This is a genomic window from Ralstonia sp. 22086 (assembly GCF_052045975.1).
Taxonomy (GTDB): Bacteria; Pseudomonadota; Gammaproteobacteria; order Burkholderiales; family Burkholderiaceae; genus Ralstonia; species Ralstonia wenshanensis.
On sequence record NZ_JBQEPZ010000004.1, the window covers coordinates 686,770 to 704,856 of the forward strand.

The window sequence follows — 18,087 nt, forward strand, 5'->3', positions numbered from 1 at the left end:
GGGCGCGCGGGTGTCGTGGGATGCCGCTACACTCGCTGGCATTGTTGCTTCGGCTGCACCTTGATGACGCCCAACCAAGCCCCGCTGTCTCCCGTTCGTACGACACCCGCCACGCCGCTCACGTTGCCGGCTGCGCTGTCGCAGGCGCAACGTGCGCTCGATCGCATCGTGCTCGGCAAGCCGCTGCAGATCCGTCTGGCGCTGGCGTGTCTGCTCGCACGCGGGCATCTGCTGCTGGAAGACCTACCCGGTGTGGGCAAGACCACGCTGGCGCATGCGCTGGCCCGCACGCTTGGCCTGCAATATCAGCGCGTGCAGTTCACGAGCGATCTGCTGCCCACCGACCTGATCGGCGTGTCGATCTACGTGAAAGAGAAGGGCGCATTCGAATTCCACCCGGGGCCGCTGTTCGCGCAGGTGGTGCTGGCCGATGAAATCAACCGCGCCACGCCCAAGGCGCAAAGCGCGCTACTCGAAGCGATGGCCGAAGGGCAGGTCACGCATGACGGGGCGACGTATCCGTTGCCCGAGCCGTTCTTCGTGATTGCTACGCAAAACCCGCTGAACCAGATCGGCACGCATCCGCTGCCGGAATCCCAACTGGATCGCTTCACGATGCGGCTGTCGCTGGGTTATCCCGATCAAAGTTCCGAACGTGCGCTGTACCTCGGCGGCGGTGCGCCGCAAGACATCGAGCCGGTGTTGAGCGCCGCGCAGGTCATCGCCTTGCAGACGGCTGCCGATGCTGTGCACGTGGCAGCTGCGCTGGTCGACTACGTGCTCGCACTGGTGAATGCCACGCGCACCGATGCACAGGTGCAGATGGGCCTGTCGCCGCGCGCCGGGCTGGCGTTGCTGGCGGCCGCGCGTGCCTGGGCGCTCATCGATGATCGCGATGCCGTGCTGCCCGAAGACGTGCAAGCCGTATTCAAGGCTGTGGCGGCGCACCGGTTGTTGCCCACGGGCGGCACGCTGTCGGCAACCGCACTGGCGCAGCGGCTGCTCGACACGGTCGCCATTCCCTAAGCACGCGGCGCCATGGCGCGGGTCACGTCTCTGCTGCTGGCGCCGCTGCGCGTGCTTGGTGCGGGCCTTGCAATGTTGCCGGGCGTGCGCTTTGCTCGGGCACGCGTCCAACGCTTTCTGCAGCGACCGCGCAAGCCGCGCGAAGGCCGCATCCGGCTGGACCGCAATCACGTCTACATCCTGCCCACCGTGGCCGGCGGCGGCTTTGCGCTGCTGCTGGTGGTGATGCTGCTCACCTCGCTCAACTACAACGTGAGCCTGGGCTTCCTACTGACGTTCGTGCTGGCTGGCGTGGCGGCGTCGGCCATGTGGCAGACCCATCGCAACCTCGTTGATCTGGAAGTGCGCGGCGCGGCGGGCGATGCCGTGTTTGCCGGGCATGCGTTGAATGTGGGCGTGGCATTGGCCAATGTCACGCCATGGGCGCGTGTGGGGGTGGACGTGAGCGCCGCGCAAGCCGCCGCGGTGGAAACGTCGCTCGACGCGCAGGACGCCATCGTGGCCGCGTTGTCTTTCGCCGATCAGCCGCGCGGCTGGTTCAAGTTGCCGCGCCTGACGGTGTCGACGCGTTTTCCGCTCGGCCTGTTTCGCGCGTGGAGTTATGCCGATGTGCCGCTGACCTTGCTCGTCTATCCCGCGCCCGAACCCTCTGCGCCGCCGTTGCCCGCCAGCTTTGCGCCCGACCCTGGCGACGAAGACGACACGCGCGCCGCCCGCACCCATGTCGAAGAAGCCGCAGACCAACTGCGCACATACCGCCCCGGCGACGCACTGCGCAGCATTGCCTGGAAACACAGCGCGCGGCTCGATACCTGGATGAGCCGCACCGGCCAGCAAGTCCGTCACGCGCAATGCGTGCTTGCGTGGGAAGCATTGCCGCCCTCGATGAACGTGGAGCAACGCCTGTCGCGCCTGTGCGCCTGGGTGCTGGCCGCCGAGCACGCGCCCGCCGGTGATGAGCCCGAATACACGCTGAGCCTGCCGGGCGTTGTCATTGGTCCGGCGAGAGGTGCCGCGCATCGGGATGCGTGTCTGCGTGCGTTGGCGTTGTGGGGCAAGCCTGCGATGCCGGAAGGCGAAACCGCATGACGACGACCGCCACCATCGGCACCGAAGCGGCCGCCTTCGGCTCCGCCCGCGCGCTGACCCATCGCGAACATGGCTGGCTGATTGCGCAGCTTGCCGTCGTGCTCGCGCCGCTGCTGCGTGCGCTGCCGCTCGTCACGTGTGCGGTGTTCGGCGTGCTGCTGCTCTGGCGCGCGCTGCTGTGGGTGCGGGGCGCGCCATTGCCGGGCAAGTGGGTGCTGGGGCTGACGGGCGTGGCCACGCTTGTCGTAACACTGGCACTCGCCATGCGCACCGGCGGAAACATCGGCCGGGACTTGTCGGTGGCGCTGCTTGGCGCGTTTCTCGTGCTCAAGCTGATGGAATCGCACACCGTGCGCAACGGCGTGCTCGTCACGCAGTTGTGCTGCTTCCTGCTGCTCTCGCAGGTGCTGTTTGACCAGCCGCCCTGGCTGGCCGCGACCATGCTGGCGACCGTGGCGCTGCTGTTGCGCAACTGGCTGTTGCTGCTGCATCCGCAGGCGCGCGCGCGCGTGTCGCCTGCGCGTGTGCTGGCGCGCCTGGTGCTCATGGGTTTGCCGTGCGCGGCAGTGCTGTTTCTGTTGTTTCCGCGGCTGGATCATCCGCTGTGGCGCCTGCCGCAAACAGCCGACACCGCAGTCAGTGGCCTGTCTGATCGCATGGCGCCCGGCTCTGTCGGCCAGTTGATCCTGTCCGACGATCTGGCCTTCCGCGTTGACTTTGTCGGCGCGCCGCCACCGCTCGACACGCTCTACTGGCGCGGCATGGTGCTGTGGCGTTTCGATGGCCAGACATGGACGGCTGCATCGATGCGGCAACGTCCCGCGCCTGAAAGCGTACCCAATTCTGCGGACGCAATCAGCGGCGCGCCGGGTGTGTTCGACTACAACATCACGCTGGAACCGACGCGCCAGCGCTGGCTGTTTGCGCTCGATCGTGGCCAGTCGATCGAGGCGCGCGACGGTACCGGCCGCAGCATCGACGGCGAGTTCCTCAGCACGCAACTGCTCGACCAGCGCGTGCGCTATCACGCGCGCTCGCAGTTGCCTGGGCGCAATCGCGCGGACGATGCACGGCCGCTGGACCCTCTCACGCAGCAGATGGCGCTGGCGTTGCCGCCGGGCAACCCGCAAGCGCGCGCGCTGGCGGCGCAGTGGGCACCGCTGCCGCCGGCCGAGCGCGTATCGGCAGCCCTCAAGCTATTCGGCCGCGCACCGTTTGCCTACACGCTTGAACCGGAGCCGCTGCAGGATCAGCAGATCGACGATTTCCTCTTCCGCACGCACCGTGGCTTCTGCGAGCACTACGCGGGCAGCTTCGTCTTTCTGATGCGCGCGGCGGGCGTGCCAGCGCGTGTGGTGGTCGGTTACCTCGGGGGCGAGGTGAACGCCATGAGCGGTGACATCATCGTGCGCCAGTCCGATGCACATGCCTGGGCTGAGGTGTGGCTCGACGGGCGCGGCTGGGTGCGTGTGGACCCGACCGCCGCCGTCGCGCCGCAACGCGTTGAACGCGGCTTGGCCGCCGCTGTGCCGGCGAGTGAATTCCGCTCGCGCCGTGCGGAAGAACCCGGCTGGCTGCGCAGCGTGCGCTGGGGGCTCGATGGCCTCATCAGCGGCTGGAACAGCTGGGTGCTCGGCTACGACCGCAACCGCCAGGCACGCCTGTTTGCGTGGCTGGGGCTCGATGCGGCGGACCCCCGCGCGGTGCTGTGGGGCGTGTCGGGCCTCTTCCTGCTCGCGGCGCTGCCGCTTTTGTGGCAGCAGCGCAAGCCCAAGCCTGACCCGGTGCAAGCCCAGTGGCAGCGCTTGTGTGACAGGCTGGCGCGGCATGGTTGCACGCGTGGCATTGCCGAAGGCCCGATGGCCTATGCCGAGCGCGCTGCCACGCAGTTTCCACAAGCGGCACAGGCGTTGCGCGATGCCGCCGCCGGCTATGTCGCCCTACGCTATGGGCGTGACGATGGCGATGCGCAAGCGCGTGCCCGGCGGTTCACGCAATGGCGCGAAGCCGTTGCGCAAGTTCGTCTGGGCTAACGCGCAAGCTGTTGATCGGCTTAGAAGATGTGCCCCAAATGCGGGCACCCGCTCGGTCGATCCAGCATGCTGGTCATTCACCTGTGATGGAATATTTTCCGATCCAGGGATTAAATATTTCGGATAGATAACTCGGGCAGTGCAATAACTGCACGCAGTTTCCCGATTGCAGATAATGGGTGCGACACAGTCGCGCAGGGCATGCGCATTATCGGTGCATATTCGATTGAATTAGGCGTCGATACCCTCACTGGCACAGCGGGAACCTTTCTCATACGATGGTTTTCGTAACGTTTCCGCTGCACTGCAACGTTTGCAGAGAACGCCCGCCCAGTTGGGTTTCCGGGCAGCAGCGGTTTCGCAGATTCCGCAGGAGCCATACCAATGCATCGACCGAAACGCATGCTTGTCGAGAATGTCGCGTGGGCGCACGAAACAGCCGCGCGCGACCCCGGATTCTTTTCGCGTTTGGCCCAAGGCCAACAACCCCAGGTGTTATGGATTGGGTGTGCAGATAGCCGTGTGCCGGCTGAAACCATTACCCATTCCAACCCGGGCGATTTATTCGTCCACCGCAATATCGCCAATCTTGTTTGCCCGGCGGACGACAACACAATGAGCGTGCTGGAATATGCGGTGCGCGTGCTCAAGGTCGCGCACGTGATCGTGTGCGGGCATGACGGCTGCGGCGGCGTCCGTGCATCGCTGCTGCCGCCGCCTGACGGTTTGCCGCACGTGGCGCGCCGCATTGCGCCGCTGTGTGCGCTGGCGGGTCACCACCGTGCAGAACTCGATGGCGTGCCCGATCTGGACGCGCGCGTCAATCGCTTGGCTGAACTCAACGTACTCGAACAGGTGCGCTGCCTGCGCGAGAGCCCCATCGTGCGCGAGGCGGAACGCCCGCCGCGCATACATGGCTGGATCTTCGGCCTGGCCGATGGGCATATCCGCGTGCTGGCGTCGGGCGATCCCGATGCGGAACACGCCACCCGCGGCGACATCCTGATGCCCGCCGAGGCCATCGCTTAACCCGATCGGCGGTGGCTTTCGCGGCTGTCGCCCGTTCCCGACGTTTTCTCTCTCCTCACGCATGCCGGCGGTGCCCCCGCCCGCAGGCAGGCGTTTGCGCGTGCGCAGTTCCTACAACTCCAACAATCATGCAGACACCAACCTCACCGGCTTTCTTCCCGCGCGACATGCTCGCCGGGCTCATCGTGTTTTTTGTCGCCCTGCCGCTGTGCCTGGGTATTGCCAATGCATCGGGTGTTGACCCGCTTGCCGGGCTGCTCTCCGGCATGATCGGCGGCCTGGTGGTGGCGCTGCTCAGCGGCTCGCAACTGAGCGTGAGCGGGCCGGCTGCCGGCCTCGTCGTGATCGTGGTGGATGGCATTGCCAAGCTGGGCGGCTTCTCGGCGTTTCTGGTGGCTGTGGCGCTGGCGGGCGCGCTGCAGTTTGTGTTCGGCATGCTGCGCGCTGGGCGCTTTGCGGCGTATGTGCCGTCGTCGGTCATCAAGGGCATGCTCGCGGCGATCGGGCTGCTGCTGATCATCAAGCAGATGCCGCTGGCGTTCGGGCTGGCAGGCGATGACGGCGCTGCAGGCGTCGTGGGCGCGGGCATGATCGCCACGCCGTGGGGCTCGGTCTCGTTGCCGGCGTTGCTGGTGTCGCTGTTGTCAGCCGCCGTGCTCATCGGTTGGGACACGCCGATGCTGCGCCGTTTCACGTTGGTCCGCGCACTGCCTTCACCGCTGGTTGTGGTGGCACTCGGCATTGGCGTGACGTTGCTCCTGGAGGTGGTGGCGCCGGGCATTGCAGTACCGGCCGAGCATCGTGTCGATCTACCGTCGCTGGCGTCGTTTGGGGCGTTTCTCGATGCGCTTGAGTCGCCCACGCTCGGTGCACTGGGCAATCCCGATGTCTGGCGCGTAGCCATGGCATTGGCCATCGTGGCCAGCCTCGAGACGCTGCTGTGCCTGGAGGCGGTTGAGCAGATCGACCCAAAGAAACGTGCCGCATCGCCGGATCGCGAGCTGAAGGCGCAAGGCGTGGGCAACATGGTGGCGGGCCTGCTGGGCGGGTTGCCCATCACGTCCGTCATCGTTCGCAGTTCGGCCAACGTGCACGCCGGCGCGCAGAGCCGCTGGTCGGCGGTCGTGCATGGCGCGCTGCTGCTGGCGAGCGTGTTTGCGCTCACCGCCATCGTCAATCTGATTCCGCTGGCGTGCCTGGCCACCATCCTGATCTTCACCGGCTACAAGCTGGCCAAGCCGTCGCTGTTCGTGGCGGTGGCGCGGCAGGGGTGGGACCGCTTTGCACCGTTCATTGCAACCATCGTCGGCGTGCTGCTGACGGACTTGCTGATCGGCATCGTGATCGGCATTGCGCTGAGCATCGCGCTGGCGATTCGCGCCAACCTGCGCCGCACGATTGTCATGGCGCGCCATCACGACCACTTCCTGCTCTCGTTCCGCAAGGATGTGTCCTTCATGGGCAAGGTGCCGCTCAAGCGCTATCTGGCGCAAGTGCCGGATCACGCCACGCTCATCGTCGACGGTGCCCGCGCGGATTACATCGACCCCGACGTGCGCGAGATGGTCGAGCACTTCATCGAGGCAGCGCCGGCGCGCGGCATCGTGATCGAGCGCCATCACTTTGATGCGACCGTGCCACAGCGTGCTCCTGGGCTTCGCATGCCGCGCCTGCCATTTGTGCGAACGGCTGCCCGATAACGTGGGCCTGGATTTAACTCAATTTGAGTAATTTGGAGCATTGCCTCCAAACATAATCAGAAACGCTTGCCGCCAAGCGAACGTTTGCGCCACGGTGGCACTGCGCTTGGCGGCGATTTCCTGCCCGCAAATGGCTTCAGAGCAGGGATCGCCGGCGTTTGACAATGTTTGCAATTGCCATCGACTCGGTTAATAGACTGCATTTGAAAGCGCTATGCGGTGATTCGGATAGCGCGCCGATAAAGATCGAATCAGGCAAAAGTGCGCATTATCAAGCGCATTTTTAAAACGGGAGGCAGACATGAAGACATTGCAACGAGGGACACTGGTTTCGGCGGCCTTGGTGGGCCTGCTTGTGCTGGGCGGTTGCGCCAGCTCAGGCTCGGGCGACATGAGCGGTACCTCCGGCAGCGACGGCAGCTCCGCCAGCAACGGCGGCGGCTCCGGTTCCAACGGTTCTGGCGGCACGACAACGACTGCATCCACCACGCCCACCGGCGACATCGCCTACAAGAGCGGCGGGGTGGTGACGGCCACGGGGGACGCAATCAGCAGCCTGGGGTCGACTGTCGGCGGCAGCAATCTGCCGGGTGCGTCGGCGCTGGGCAACGTGGTCGACAACGTGGGCAATACGGTGTCGGCGCTCGGCACGGGGGTGCAATCGGGCCTGGGTAGCATCGGCACCAGCTCGAACCCGGTCGGCACCACGGTATCGAGCACCGGCAATGTGGTGACACAGGCCGGGAACACCGTCGATGCAACGGGCGCTCTTGTGAGCAGTCTCGGCACCGGACCGCTGCAACCGCTGTCGCCGGTGACGTCACCGGTGGGCGGTGCGGTTTCGCAGGTGGGGCAGGCGGTGGCCGGCGCGGGTGGCACGCTCGGCACGGCCCTGTCGACCGGGCCGGTGGAGCAGGTCACGCAACAGGTCAGTTCCGCGGTGGTGCCGCTCACCTCGCAGGTGACGACGGCCACGCAGACGCTGGGTAACACGACAGGCCTGGGCGTACCGGCAACCAATCTGCTGCAGACCGTGGGCGACGGGGTGGCGAATGTGGGCACGTCGCTCACGGCGACGAACACGCCGGTCGTGTCGGGCCTTGGTGGCGTGGTGACGGCCACGGGCAACACGGTGGCCGCGTTGGGCGGGGTGACCTCCGCACCGGGGGGTGCTACGTCGGCCAACGCGTTGGCACCGATTACCGGCGCACTGGGCGGCAGCAATCCGCTGGGGAGTGTGACGGGCGCATTGGGCGGTCCAGCCGGCGGCGGCACGACGGCGCCGGTTGGCTCGCTGGTCACCAGCGTCGGCACTTCGCTCACATCCACCGGGGCGACCACGCCGCTTGCGCCCGTCACGGGTGCCGTCGGCGGCGCGCTGACCACCGTGGGCGGCGCGCTGCTCCACTGAACGCATGCAGCCACGGCGGGCCGGTCTGTGCGTCTGGCCCGTCATCGAGCCGTTACCGCCGTGTGCGGAACGGCTCGTACGCGTGTTCGTATGACGCGGCCTGCCGGTTTTCGGCATAGAGTTGGCCTGACCGCGCCCCCCCTCTGCGCGCGTATCAGGAGACTTCAATGATTCAGTACGCATTGTTTGCCCGGCTGACTGCCAAACCGGGCAAGGAACAGGCCGTCGCCGATTTTCTGTCGGCGGGTCTGCAAATGGCCAACCAGGAAGCAACCACACCCATCTGGTTTGCACTGCGCATTGCGCCCAACGTCTTCGGCATCTTCGATGCGTTTGCAAGCGAGCAGGATCGCCAGGCACATCTCGACGGCCCGATTGCCAAGGCGCTCATGGCGAATGCGGCCGAGCTGCTGGCCTCACCGCCCGAGATCGCGCCCATCGAGGTGCTCGGCATGAAGAACACCGGCGCAAGCTGAGTTCCGAGAGAAAAAAAGAAACCGCCGCACCCAGCCATCAGCCGGATGCGGCGGTCTTGTTAACGTGCGCCGCTCGCGGGTTCAGCCCGGCACGCGCACCCAGCCTTCCATCAGCACACGTGCGCTGCGGCTCATGATGGCCTTGGTGACCGTCCATTCGCCGTCCACCAGCTTGGCCTCTGCGCCCACGCGCAGCGTGCCCGACGGATGCCCGAAGCGGACCGCGCCACGTTCTCCACCGCCCGCGGCCAGGTTGACCAGCGTGCCCGGAATGGCCGCCGCCGTGCCGATGGCCACCGCCGCCGTGCCCATCATCGCGTGGTGCAGCTTGCCCATCGACAGCGCGCGCACCAGCAAGTCCACATCGCCCGCGCCGACCTGCTTGCCGCTCGACGCCACGTAGTCCTTTGGCGGTGCGACAAACGCCACCTTCGGGGTGTGCTGCCGCGTGGCGGCTTCATCGATGCTCTTGATCAGCCCCATGCGCACCGCGCCGTGCGCGCGGATGCTCTCGAACATCGCCAGCGCCTTCGCATCGCCGTTGATGGCGTCCTGCAGCTCGGCGCCGGTGTAGCCGATGGCCTCTGCGTTGATGAAGATCGTCGGGATGCCCGCGTTGATCATCGTCGCCTTGAGCGTGCCCACGCCGGGCACGTCCAGGTCGTCGACGAGGTTGCCGGTGGGGAACATCGCGCCGCCGCCGTCGCCGTCTTCCTCGGCTGCGGGGTCGAGGAATTCGAGCTGCACTTCCGCCGCCGGGAAGGTGACGCCGTCCAGCTCAAAGTCGCCCGTCTCCTGCACCGCGCCGTTGGTGATGGGCACGTGCGCAATGATGGTCTTGCCGATGTTGGCCTGCCAGATGCGCACGATGGCGGTGCCGTTCTGCGGCACACGGCTCGGGTCGACCAGCCCGTTGCTGATGGCGAACGGGCCGACCGCTGCGGAGAGGTTGCCGCAGTTGCCCGACCAGTCGACAAACGGCTTGTCGATGGAGACCTGGCCAAACAGGTAGTCCACGTCATGGTCCGGGCGCGTGCTTTTGCTGAGGATCACCGTTTTGCTGGTGCTCGACGTGGCGCCACCCATGCCGTCGATCTGCTTGCCGTACGGGTCGGGGCTGCCGATCACGCGCATCAGCAAGGCGTCACGCGCGGCGCCCGGCTGCTGAGCGGCCTCTGGCAGGTCTTGCAGACGGAAGAACACGCCCTTGCTGGTGCCGCCACGGATGTAGGTGGCGGGAATCTTCACTTGCGCGGGATGGCTCATGCTGCCTCCTTGGAAGACTCAAGGAAGTCCTGTGCGAAACGCTGCAGCACGCCGCCGGCTTCGTAGATCGACACTTCCTCATCGCTGTCCAGGCGGCACGTGACGGGCACTTCCACGCGCTCGCCGTTTTTGCGATGGATGATGAGCGTGAGGTCCGCGCGCGGCTTGCGTTCGCCGACCACGTCAAAGGTTTCGGTGCCGTCAATGCCGAGCGTGAGGCGCGTGGTGCCCGACTTGAACTCCAGCGGCAGCACGCCCATGCCGATCAAATTCGTGCGGTGGATGCGCTCAAAGCCTTCCGCCACGATGACTTCCACGCCGGCCAGGCGCACGCCCTTGGCGGCCCAGTCGCGCGAGCTGCCCTGGCCGTAGTCGGCGCCGGCAATCACGATCAGCGGTTGCTTGCGGTCCATGTAGGTTTCGATGGCTTCCCACATGCGCGTGACCTTGCCTTCGGGCTCGATGCGCGTGAGCGATCCCTTCTTCACGGTGCCATCGACCACGGCCATCTCGTTGATGAGCGTGGGGTTGGCAAACGTCGCACGCTGCGCGGTCAGGTGGTCGCCGCGGTGAGTGGCGTACGAGTTGAAATCCTCTTCCGGCAGGCCCATCTTGGCCAGGTATTCACCTGCGGCGCTGCTCGCCAGGATGGCGTTGGAAGGCGAGAGGTGATCGGTCGTGATGTTGTCTCCCAGCACCGCCAGCGGGCGCAGGCCCTGGAGCGTGCGTTCACCGGCCAGCGCGCCTTCCCAATAGGGCGGGCGGCGGATGTAGGTGCTCTGCGGGCGCCAGTCGTACAGCGGGCTCACATTGGCCACAGAAGCGCTGCGCTGTTCGAACATCGGGATGTACACCTTGCGAAACTGCTCCGGCTTGACCGACGCACGCACGATGGCGTCGATCTCTTCGTCCGTCGGCCACAGGTCTTTGAGCAGGATCGGCTTGCCGTTTGCATCCGTCCCGAAGCTGTCGCGTTCGATATCGAAACGCACCGTGCCCGCAATCGCATAGGCCACCACCAGCGGCGGTGACGCGAGGAACGCTTGCTTGGCATACGGGTGGATGCGGCCGTCGAAGTTGCGGTTGCCCGACAGCACAGCCGTGGCGTACAGGTCGCGATCGATGATCTCTTGCTGGATCTTCGGGTCCAGCGCGCCGCTCATACCGTTGCAGGTGGTGCAGGCAAACGCGACGATGCCGAAGCCGAGCTTTTCGAGTTCGTGCTTGAGGCCGGCTTCTTCCAGATACAGCTCAACGGCCTTGGAGCCCGGCGCCAGCGAACTTTTCACCCACGGCTTACGCGTCAAGCCCAGGCGATTGGCGTTGCGCGCCAGCAGCGCGGCGGCAATCACGTTGCGCGGGTTGCTGGTGTTCGTGCAGCTCGTGATGGCCGCGATGATGACTGCGCCATCGGGCATCTGGCCCGGCGTTTCTTCCCACTTGCCGGCGATGCCCTTGGCGGCCAGGTCCGTCGTTGCCACACGCGCGTGCGGGTTGGACGGGCCGGCCATGTTGCGCACCACGCTCGACAGGTCGAAGCGCAGCACGCGTTCGTATTCAGCGTGCTTGAGCGTGTCGGACCACAGGCCCGCGGTCTTGGCATACGTCTCGACCAGCTTGACCTGCTCGTCGGTGCGGCCGGTCAGGCGCAGGTAGTCGAGCGTGTTGTCGTCAATCGAGAACATCGCCGCGGTGGCGCCGTACTCGGGGGCCATGTTGGAGATGGTGGCGCGGTCGCCCAGCGTCAGCTTGGATGCACCTTCGCCGTAGAACTCGAGGTAGGCGCCCACCACCTTCTGCTTGCGCAGGAATTCGGTCAGCGCCAGCACGATATCGGTGGCGGTGATGCCGGGTTGGCGCTGGCCGGTCAGCTCCACGCCGACGATGTCCGGGAGGCGCATCCATGATGCACGGCCGAGCATCACGTTCTCGGCTTCCAGGCCGCCCACGCCGATGGCGATCACGCCGAGTGCATCCACGTGCGGCGTGTGGCTGTCGGTGCCGACGCAGGTGTCGGGGTAAGCCACGCCGTCATGCGCCTGGATGACGGGCGACATTTTCTCCAGGTTGATCTGGTGCATGATGCCGTTGCCCGCCGGGATCACGTCGACGTTCTTGAACGCGAGCTTGGTCCAGTCGATGAAGTGGAAGCGGTCTTCGTTGCGGCGGTCTTCAATGGCGCGGTTCTTGGCGAAGGCATCGGGGTCGAAGCCGCCGCACTCCACGGCCAGCGAGTGGTCGACGATCAACTGCACCGGCACCACCGGGTTGACCTTGGCGGGGTCGCCGCCCTGGTCGGCAATGGCGTCGCGCAAGCCGGCCAGATCCACCAGCGCGGTCTGGCCCAGGATGTCGTGGCAGACCACGCGCGCCGGGAACCAAGGGAAATCCAGATCGCGCTTGCGTTCGATGAGTTGCTTGAGTGAATCGGTGAGGGTGGCGGGGTCGCAGCGGCGGACCAGGTTTTCGGCCAGCACGCGTGACGTGTAGGGCAGCTTGTCGTAGGCGCCTTGTTTGATGGCTTCTACAGCTTCGCGAGCATCGAAGTAGTCGAGCTTTGTGCCGGGGAGGGGCTTTCTGTGGGTGGTGTTCATGGTGCTTGTGCCTGCCTGGTGTTCGGTCTGCGGTTGATGCTGTTGTGCATCCACCGGTTTCGTCCCCTGCCGGGGCCGACTCACTTTCTTTGTCTTGCCAAAGAAAGTAAGCAAAGAAAGGCGCGCCCGAGATGGCGAAAGACTCCTTGAATTTATGTCGCAGAGAGGGGAAGGGGAAAACTCGCTTCGCTCAGACAGTTCCCCTTCCTTTTTCCTCTCTGCAACAAAAATTCAAGGCGCCATCTAGGGCCGGAACGTCAACGGCCAAACCGTCTGTGGTTTGTGATTGACGTTCCTTTCTTGCCTTCTTACGGGCGCTTACCGATCGGTACGAACTTCAGGTCATCCGGGCCGGTGTAGTTGGCGCTCGGGCGGATGATCTTGTTGTCGATGCGTTGCTCGATGATGTGCGCTGCCCAGCCCGACGTACGTGCGATCACGAACAGCGGGGTGAACATCGCGGTCGGCACGCCCATCATGTGGTACGACACGGCGCTGAACCAGTCCAGGTTCGGGAACATCTTCTTGATGTCCCACATCACGGTTTCCAGGCGCTCGGCAATGTCGAACATCTTGGTGTTGCTGGCTTCCTTCGACAGCTTGCGCGCGACTTCCTTGATGACCTTGTTGCGCGGGTCGGACACGGTGTACACGGGGTGGCCGAAACCGATCACGACTTCCTTGGCTTCCACGCGGCGGCGGATGTCGGCTTCTGCCTCGTCCGGGGTGTCGTAGCGCTTCTGGATTTCGAAGGCGACTTCGTTGGCGCCGCCGTGCTTCGGGCCGCGCAGTGCACCGATGGCGCCGGTGATGGCCGAGTAGATGTCCGAGCCCGTGCCGGCAATCACGCGGCCGGTAAACGTCGATGCGTTGAACTCGTGCTCGGCATACAGGTTGAGCGACACGTGCATGGCGTCAACCCACGACTTCGGCGGCTCCACGCCGTGCAGGAGGTGCAGGAAGTGGCCGCCGATGGAGTCGTCATCCGTTTCGACTTCGATGCGCTTGCCGTTGTGGCTGTAGTGGTACCAGTACAGCAGCATCGAACCGAGCGATGCCATCAGGCGGTCGGCAATGTCACGTGCGCCGGGGGTGTTGTGGTCGTCCTTCTCGGGCAGCACGGTGCCGAGCACCGACACGCCGGTGCGCATCACGTCCATCGGGTGGGCAGAGGCGGGCACCCATTCCAGGGCGGCCTTCACGTTGGCGGGCAGGCCGCGCAGCGCCTTCAGCTTGGCCTTGTAGGAAGCCAGTTCGGCCTTGTTGGGCAGCTTGCCGTGCACCAGCAGGTGGGCGACTTCTTCAAACTCGCACGCGCCGGCCAGGTCGAGGATGTCGTAGCCGCGGTAGTGCAGATCATTGCCCGTGCGGCCCACGGTACACAGCGCGGTGTTGCCGGCCGTCACGCCCGACAGGGCCACGGACTTCTTCGGCTTGAAGGCGCCGGTGTTCGGCGTGCTGTTATCGGCTTCGCTCATGGTGTGGTCTCCTTGGATGCGTTGGGTTTGTAGCGTTATTTCTGTGCGGCAAACAGCGCGTCGAGCTTGTCTTCGTACGCGTGGTAGCCGAGATATTGGTAGAGATCGGCGCGCGACTGCATGGTTTCCACGGCGGCCTTCTGGGTGCCGTCGCGCATCACCGTTTGATAGAAGTTGAGTGCCGCTGCGTTCATTGCACGGTAGGCGCCGCAGCAGTACAGCGCGATATCCACGTTGGCGCTGCGCAGTTCGTCGGTGGTAAAGAGCGGCGTGCTGCCGAATTCGGTCAGGTTGGCGAGGATGGGCACCTTCACGGCGGCCTTGAAGCGGCAGTAGTCGTCCAGCGTCTTCATGGCTTCCGGAAAGATCATGTCGGCGCCTGCTTCCACGTAGGCAACGGCCCGCTCGATGGCCGCGTCGATGCCTTCGGAGGCGGCTGCGTCAGTGCGGGCCATGATGACGAAATCGTCATCGGTGCGGGCATCCACGGCGGCCTTCACGCGGTCGACCATTTCGTCGGTGGAAACCACTTCCTTGCCCGGGCGATGGCCGCAGCGCTTCTGGCCGACCTGGTCTTCCAGGTGCACGGCGGCCACACCGGCCTTGATGAACGAACGGATGGTGCGTGCGATGTTGAAGGCGCCGCCCCAGCCCGTGTCGATATCGACCATCAGCGGGATCTGCACGGCATCGGTGATGCGGCGGGCGTCGATCAGCACGTCTTCCATCGTGCTGATGCCCAGGTCCGGAATGCCCAGCGAGTTGGCAGCCACGCCGCCGCCCGACAGGTACACGGCCTTGAAGCCGGTCTGCTCGGCCATCTTGGCAGCGTAGGCAGTGATGGCGCCCACCACTTGCAGCGGTTGGGATTCAGCCACGGCGGCACGGAATTTGGCGCCGGCGCTGGTGGGGTGTCGTTGCGTTGTGCTCATGTCTGGCTCCAGAAAGATCGGCCTAAGAGAGCAGGAAGCGGGCCACCCACGCAAGCCGCTGTAACTCCTTGATTTGTATGAATGTGATGTTGACGCCCGGGCGCACACCATTTCAAAAATGAAATTCGCAATTTCAATATGGAAAAGCCCGGCGCATAATGTGTGAACCCTGTTTTTCCGGCCGCACTGCACCATGAGCCCCACTGGAACCGACCTGACCGACCGCCCCCGCATCTGGGCCTGCGGTATCAGCCGACTGAGCGATCTCTTTCTCGACATTGCCGCCGAATACAACGACCGCGCCGAACTGCGCGTCATCACGCGCGGCTTTGAAGACATCGTGCGCGAGATCGAGGCCGCCGGCACAGAGCGGCCCGACGTGGTGGTGGCGGGCGGTTCCAACGGCGCCTACTTGAAGCCGCGTCTGTCGCTGCCCGTGGTCGTCATCAACCCGACGGGTTTTGACGTGATGCACGCGCTGGCGCGCGCACGGCGGGATGCAGAATCGGTAGCGCTCGTCACCCACGGCGACACGCCCGAAGAGGTGCGCCGCTTTGTCGCCGCCTATGGCATGGACGTGGTGTTTGCCTCGTACACCTCGCGCCAGGGCGCAGAGAGCTGCGTGCTGGACCTGCGCGATCGCGGCGTGGGCGTGGTGGTCGGCCCCGGTTTGGTGACGGACCTGGCAACGCAGGCGGGCATGAACGCCGTGTTCCTGTATTCGCGTGACTCCGTGCGTGCGGCCTTCGATACCGCGCTGGAAGTCGTACAGGCCACACGCCGCGAAACCCTGCGCCGCCAGCGGCTGGACAACCTCCTGCAGCATCTGCGTGACGGTGTGGTCGCGCTGGATGCGCAGGGCCGCGTGGAGGCCATCAACCAGCGGCTGGCCACTGCATTGGGCATCGAGGCCAAGCAGGCAATCGGGCAACCGCTGCTGAGTATTGCGCCCAGCCTGTTCGGCTTGCTGCCCGATGCCGACGGCGACACGCTGGGCACCGTGCGGGGCGTGAATTACGTCATCCACCGTGGCCCGCTGACGAGCACCGGCGCCGGTGCCTCTGAAGGCACGGTCTTCACCTTCCAGGAATCCCGTGCGGTCGAGCGGCTGGACCGTACATTGCGCTCACGCCAGCGCCCGCAGCAGTTCAGCGCGCGCTACCGGCTCGAAGACCTCGTGGGCGAATCGATGCCGATGGAGCGTGTGCGCACGCTGGTGCGTCGCTATGCCAAATCCGACGCCACCGTGCTCGTGCTGGGCGAATCCGGCACGGGCAAGGAGATGGTCGCGCAGGGCATGCATCAGCTCAGCGCGCGGCGCGATTTTCCGTTTGTCGCCATCAACTGCGGCGCATTTCCCGAGGCGCTGCTGGAAAGCGAACTGTTCGGCTACGAAGAGGGCGCCTTCACCGGCGCGCGCAAGGGCGGCAAGACCGGGTTGATTGAAGCCGCGCACCGCGGCACGCTGTTTCTCGATGAAATCGGCGAGATGCCGCTGCCGCTGCAAAGCCGTCTGCTGCGCGTGTTGCAGGAGCGCGAGGTGGTGCGGCTGGGTTCCACCGAGCCCACACGCGTTGACATCCGCGTGGTGGCCGCCACACACCGCGCGCTCACAGACGCGGTAGAAGCCGGCACCTTCCGCGCCGACCTTTACTACCGGCTCAACATCCTGAGCATTGCGCTGCCCCCGCTGCGAGAACGGCCCGACGACGTGATGCCCCTGGCCGCTGAACTGCTCGTGCAAGCCGCGCGCCGCGAACCGCGCCTGCTGCTGCGCATTGCCGATACCGAAGAGGCCGCCCGTGTGCTGGCCGGCATTGCCGAGCCGCTGCGGCGCTACGCTTGGGCCGGCAACGTGCGAGAACTGCAGAGCGTGATCGAACGGATTGCCGTGGAGCTGGCTTACACCGAAGACGCCAGCGCCGTCACGCAAGATGTGCTGCGGCTGATTGCACCGGAAGTGTTTGCCCACGCCACGCCCGGCAAAGCAGCTGCACTCACGCTGCGCGAGCGCAGCCGTGGCGTGGAAGCCGAAGAGATACGTGCAGCGCTGGCAGCCCACGACGGCGATCGCGACGCCGTATGTGCGGCATTGGGCATCAGCAAGACGACGTTGTGGCGGCGGTTGCAGGCGGGTTAGATCAAAATTGCCCCGCGTAGGTGGTTGCGGTCGACTGCCGCGATGACTATCGTGCAATCCTCCATCGAGCCTCAATGCGTGCTGGCAGGCGCGCTACCAAGAAGGTCAACACCATGGCACAACAAAGCCGCCCCCACATCATTCTCGCCAGCCTGACGCTTGCTGGCGGGTCGCGCTATCCGTCGGCTCTGGGCCACCTCATCCGGACCGCTGCTGTTGCGGCATACCTGGCAAACGTTTTGGAGCTGGACGACGCCGAGCAGAGGCGCATCTACCTTGTGGCGCCCGTGCACGACATCGGCAAGCTGGGCATTCCGGATGACGTGCTGCTCAAGCCCGCCTCCCTGACCGACTCAGAGCAAGAGGTCATGCAGCGGCACTCGGATATCGGTGCCGACCTGCTGGCCGGAACGCCCGACCCGATCCTGCAGTTGGCAGCCAGCGTCGCGCGCCATCATCACGAGCATTTTGACGGCAGCGGCTATCCGGGCGGCCTCGCGGGTGACGATGTTCCGCTTGCCGCGCGGGTCGTAGCGATTGCCGATGCGTTCGACGCCATGCTTGAGCCACGCGTCTACCGCCAGGGGATGCCGGAAGACGACGCGCTCGATGTGGTGGCCGACCAGAGCGGCCGATATTTTGACCCGACGCTGGCGGAATGCTTCCTGAAGAACGTGGCAGGGGTTCGGCGCGCTCGTGCTGCTGCAGAAAGCCTGGTGCAGCAGTACGGCGACGTGTCGGGCGTCATCCGGTTCTACGGAGCGCGAGGCGAATCCCCTTCATTCTTGAGGTATATCCAGACGCTTGGATAACCGGCGCGCGGCGCAGCACGTCATTGCTGGCGGCACATGCCGGGGCGATGAAACGCCGTGTGCGCCCGTCATGCCAAACGGGATCACGCTCTTGGCGCAGA

The 18,087-nt window shown here is 65.4% G+C and carries 13 protein-coding genes; 9 read left to right on the plus strand and 4 right to left on the minus strand.

Annotated elements, in window-relative coordinates; genetic code table 11:
- The first annotated feature begins 63 nt into the window (after positions 1-63).
- From ACTJK6_RS20430 to ACTJK6_RS20460, 7 genes are all read left to right on the plus strand, one after another.
- Positions 64-1,026, plus strand: coding sequence for an AAA family ATPase (locus ACTJK6_RS20430; RefSeq protein WP_440839990.1), 963 nt, complete (start codon positions 64-66; stop codon positions 1,024-1,026).
- 12 nt (positions 1,027-1,038) lie between these two features.
- Positions 1,039-2,115 (plus strand): DUF58 domain-containing protein, encoded by a 1,077-nt coding sequence (locus ACTJK6_RS20435; protein WP_440839991.1) that lies wholly within the window; start codon positions 1,039-1,041, stop codon positions 2,113-2,115.
- Complete coding sequence (locus tag ACTJK6_RS20440) at positions 2,112-4,148, plus strand: transglutaminase TgpA family protein (protein ID WP_440839992.1); 2,037 nt, start codon at positions 2,112-2,114, stop codon at positions 4,146-4,148. The genes ACTJK6_RS20435 and ACTJK6_RS20440 overlap by 4 nt, the downstream gene beginning before the upstream one ends.
- A 384-nt stretch (positions 4,149-4,532) precedes the next feature.
- Positions 4,533-5,177: a carbonic anhydrase gene (locus ACTJK6_RS20445; RefSeq protein WP_316869385.1), complete on the plus strand. Its 645-nt coding sequence runs from the start codon at positions 4,533-4,535 to the stop codon at positions 5,175-5,177.
- A 128-nt stretch (positions 5,178-5,305) separates the two neighbouring features.
- Entirely contained in the window at positions 5,306-6,877 is a 1,572-nt protein-coding gene (locus ACTJK6_RS20450) for a SulP family inorganic anion transporter (protein ID WP_440839993.1), read from the plus strand.
- Between the two features lie 301 nt (positions 6,878-7,178).
- Positions 7,179-8,288: a collagen-like triple helix repeat-containing protein gene (locus ACTJK6_RS20455; RefSeq protein ID WP_440839994.1), complete on the plus strand. Its 1,110-nt coding sequence runs from the start codon at positions 7,179-7,181 to the stop codon at positions 8,286-8,288.
- A 167-nt stretch (positions 8,289-8,455) separates the two neighbouring features.
- The gene (locus ACTJK6_RS20460) at positions 8,456-8,764 is read left to right on the plus strand and encodes a putative quinol monooxygenase (RefSeq protein ID WP_232038708.1); all 309 of its coding nucleotides are present in this window, start codon (positions 8,456-8,458) and stop codon (positions 8,762-8,764) included.
- An 81-nt stretch (positions 8,765-8,845) separates the two neighbouring features.
- Here ACTJK6_RS20460 and prpF read toward each other — a convergent pair whose 3' ends face one another.
- From prpF to prpB, 4 genes are all read right to left on the minus strand, one after another.
- Complete coding sequence (prpF, locus tag ACTJK6_RS20465; protein WP_440839995.1) at positions 8,846-10,030, minus strand: 2-methylaconitate cis-trans isomerase PrpF; 1,185 nt, start codon at positions 10,028-10,030, stop codon at positions 8,846-8,848.
- Positions 10,027-12,624 (minus strand): Fe/S-dependent 2-methylisocitrate dehydratase AcnD, encoded by a 2,598-nt coding sequence (gene acnD, locus ACTJK6_RS20470; protein ID WP_440839997.1) that lies wholly within the window; start codon positions 12,622-12,624, stop codon positions 10,027-10,029. The genes prpF and acnD overlap by 4 nt, the downstream gene beginning before the upstream one ends.
- Before the next feature lie 308 nt (positions 12,625-12,932).
- Positions 12,933-14,102 (minus strand): bifunctional 2-methylcitrate synthase/citrate synthase, encoded by a 1,170-nt coding sequence (prpC, locus tag ACTJK6_RS20475; protein WP_440839998.1) that lies wholly within the window; start codon positions 14,100-14,102, stop codon positions 12,933-12,935.
- Positions 14,103-14,137: 35 nt separating this feature from the next.
- Entirely contained in the window at positions 14,138-15,034 is an 897-nt protein-coding gene (prpB, locus tag ACTJK6_RS20480) for a methylisocitrate lyase (RefSeq protein ID WP_440840000.1), read from the minus strand.
- Between the two features lie 193 nt (positions 15,035-15,227).
- Here prpB and prpR point away from each other — a divergent pair, with 193 nt between their 5' ends.
- Both prpR and ACTJK6_RS20490 read left to right on the plus strand, forming a co-directional pair.
- Positions 15,228-17,174, plus strand: coding sequence for a propionate catabolism operon regulatory protein PrpR (gene prpR / locus ACTJK6_RS20485; protein WP_440840001.1), 1,947 nt, complete (start codon positions 15,228-15,230; stop codon positions 17,172-17,174).
- A 113-nt stretch (positions 17,175-17,287) separates the two neighbouring features.
- A complete protein-coding gene (locus ACTJK6_RS20490; RefSeq protein WP_440840003.1) occupies positions 17,288-17,986 on the plus strand; it encodes an HD-GYP domain-containing protein in 699 nt (232 codons plus the stop codon).
- Positions 17,987-18,087 lie beyond the last annotated feature (101 nt).

Coding starts and splice junctions, on each gene's coding strand:
- ACTJK6_RS20430 (WP_440839990.1), top strand. CDS start 64: ATGACGCCCAACCAAGCCCCGCTGTCTCCCGTTCGTACGACACCCGCC.
- ACTJK6_RS20435 (WP_440839991.1), top strand. CDS start 1,039: ATGGCGCGGGTCACGTCTCTGCTGCTGGCGCCGCTGCGCGTGCTTGGT.
- ACTJK6_RS20440 (WP_440839992.1), top strand. CDS start 2,112: ATGACGACGACCGCCACCATCGGCACCGAAGCGGCCGCCTTCGGCTCC.
- ACTJK6_RS20445 (WP_316869385.1), top strand. CDS start 4,533: ATGCATCGACCGAAACGCATGCTTGTCGAGAATGTCGCGTGGGCGCAC.
- ACTJK6_RS20450 (WP_440839993.1), top strand. CDS start 5,306: ATGCAGACACCAACCTCACCGGCTTTCTTCCCGCGCGACATGCTCGCC.
- ACTJK6_RS20455 (WP_440839994.1), top strand. CDS start 7,179: ATGAAGACATTGCAACGAGGGACACTGGTTTCGGCGGCCTTGGTGGGC.
- ACTJK6_RS20460 (WP_232038708.1), top strand. CDS start 8,456: ATGATTCAGTACGCATTGTTTGCCCGGCTGACTGCCAAACCGGGCAAG.
- prpF (WP_440839995.1), bottom strand. CDS start 10,030: ATGAGCCATCCCGCGCAAGTGAAGATTCCCGCCACCTACATCCGTGGC.
- acnD (WP_440839997.1), bottom strand. CDS start 12,624: ATGAACACCACCCACAGAAAGCCCCTCCCCGGCACAAAGCTCGACTAC.
- prpC (WP_440839998.1), bottom strand. CDS start 14,102: ATGAGCGAAGCCGATAACAGCACGCCGAACACCGGCGCCTTCAAGCCG.
- prpB (WP_440840000.1), bottom strand. CDS start 15,034: ATGAGCACAACGCAACGACACCCCACCAGCGCCGGCGCCAAATTCCGT.
- prpR (WP_440840001.1), top strand. CDS start 15,228: ATGAGCCCCACTGGAACCGACCTGACCGACCGCCCCCGCATCTGGGCC.
- ACTJK6_RS20490 (WP_440840003.1), top strand. CDS start 17,288: ATGGCACAACAAAGCCGCCCCCACATCATTCTCGCCAGCCTGACGCTT.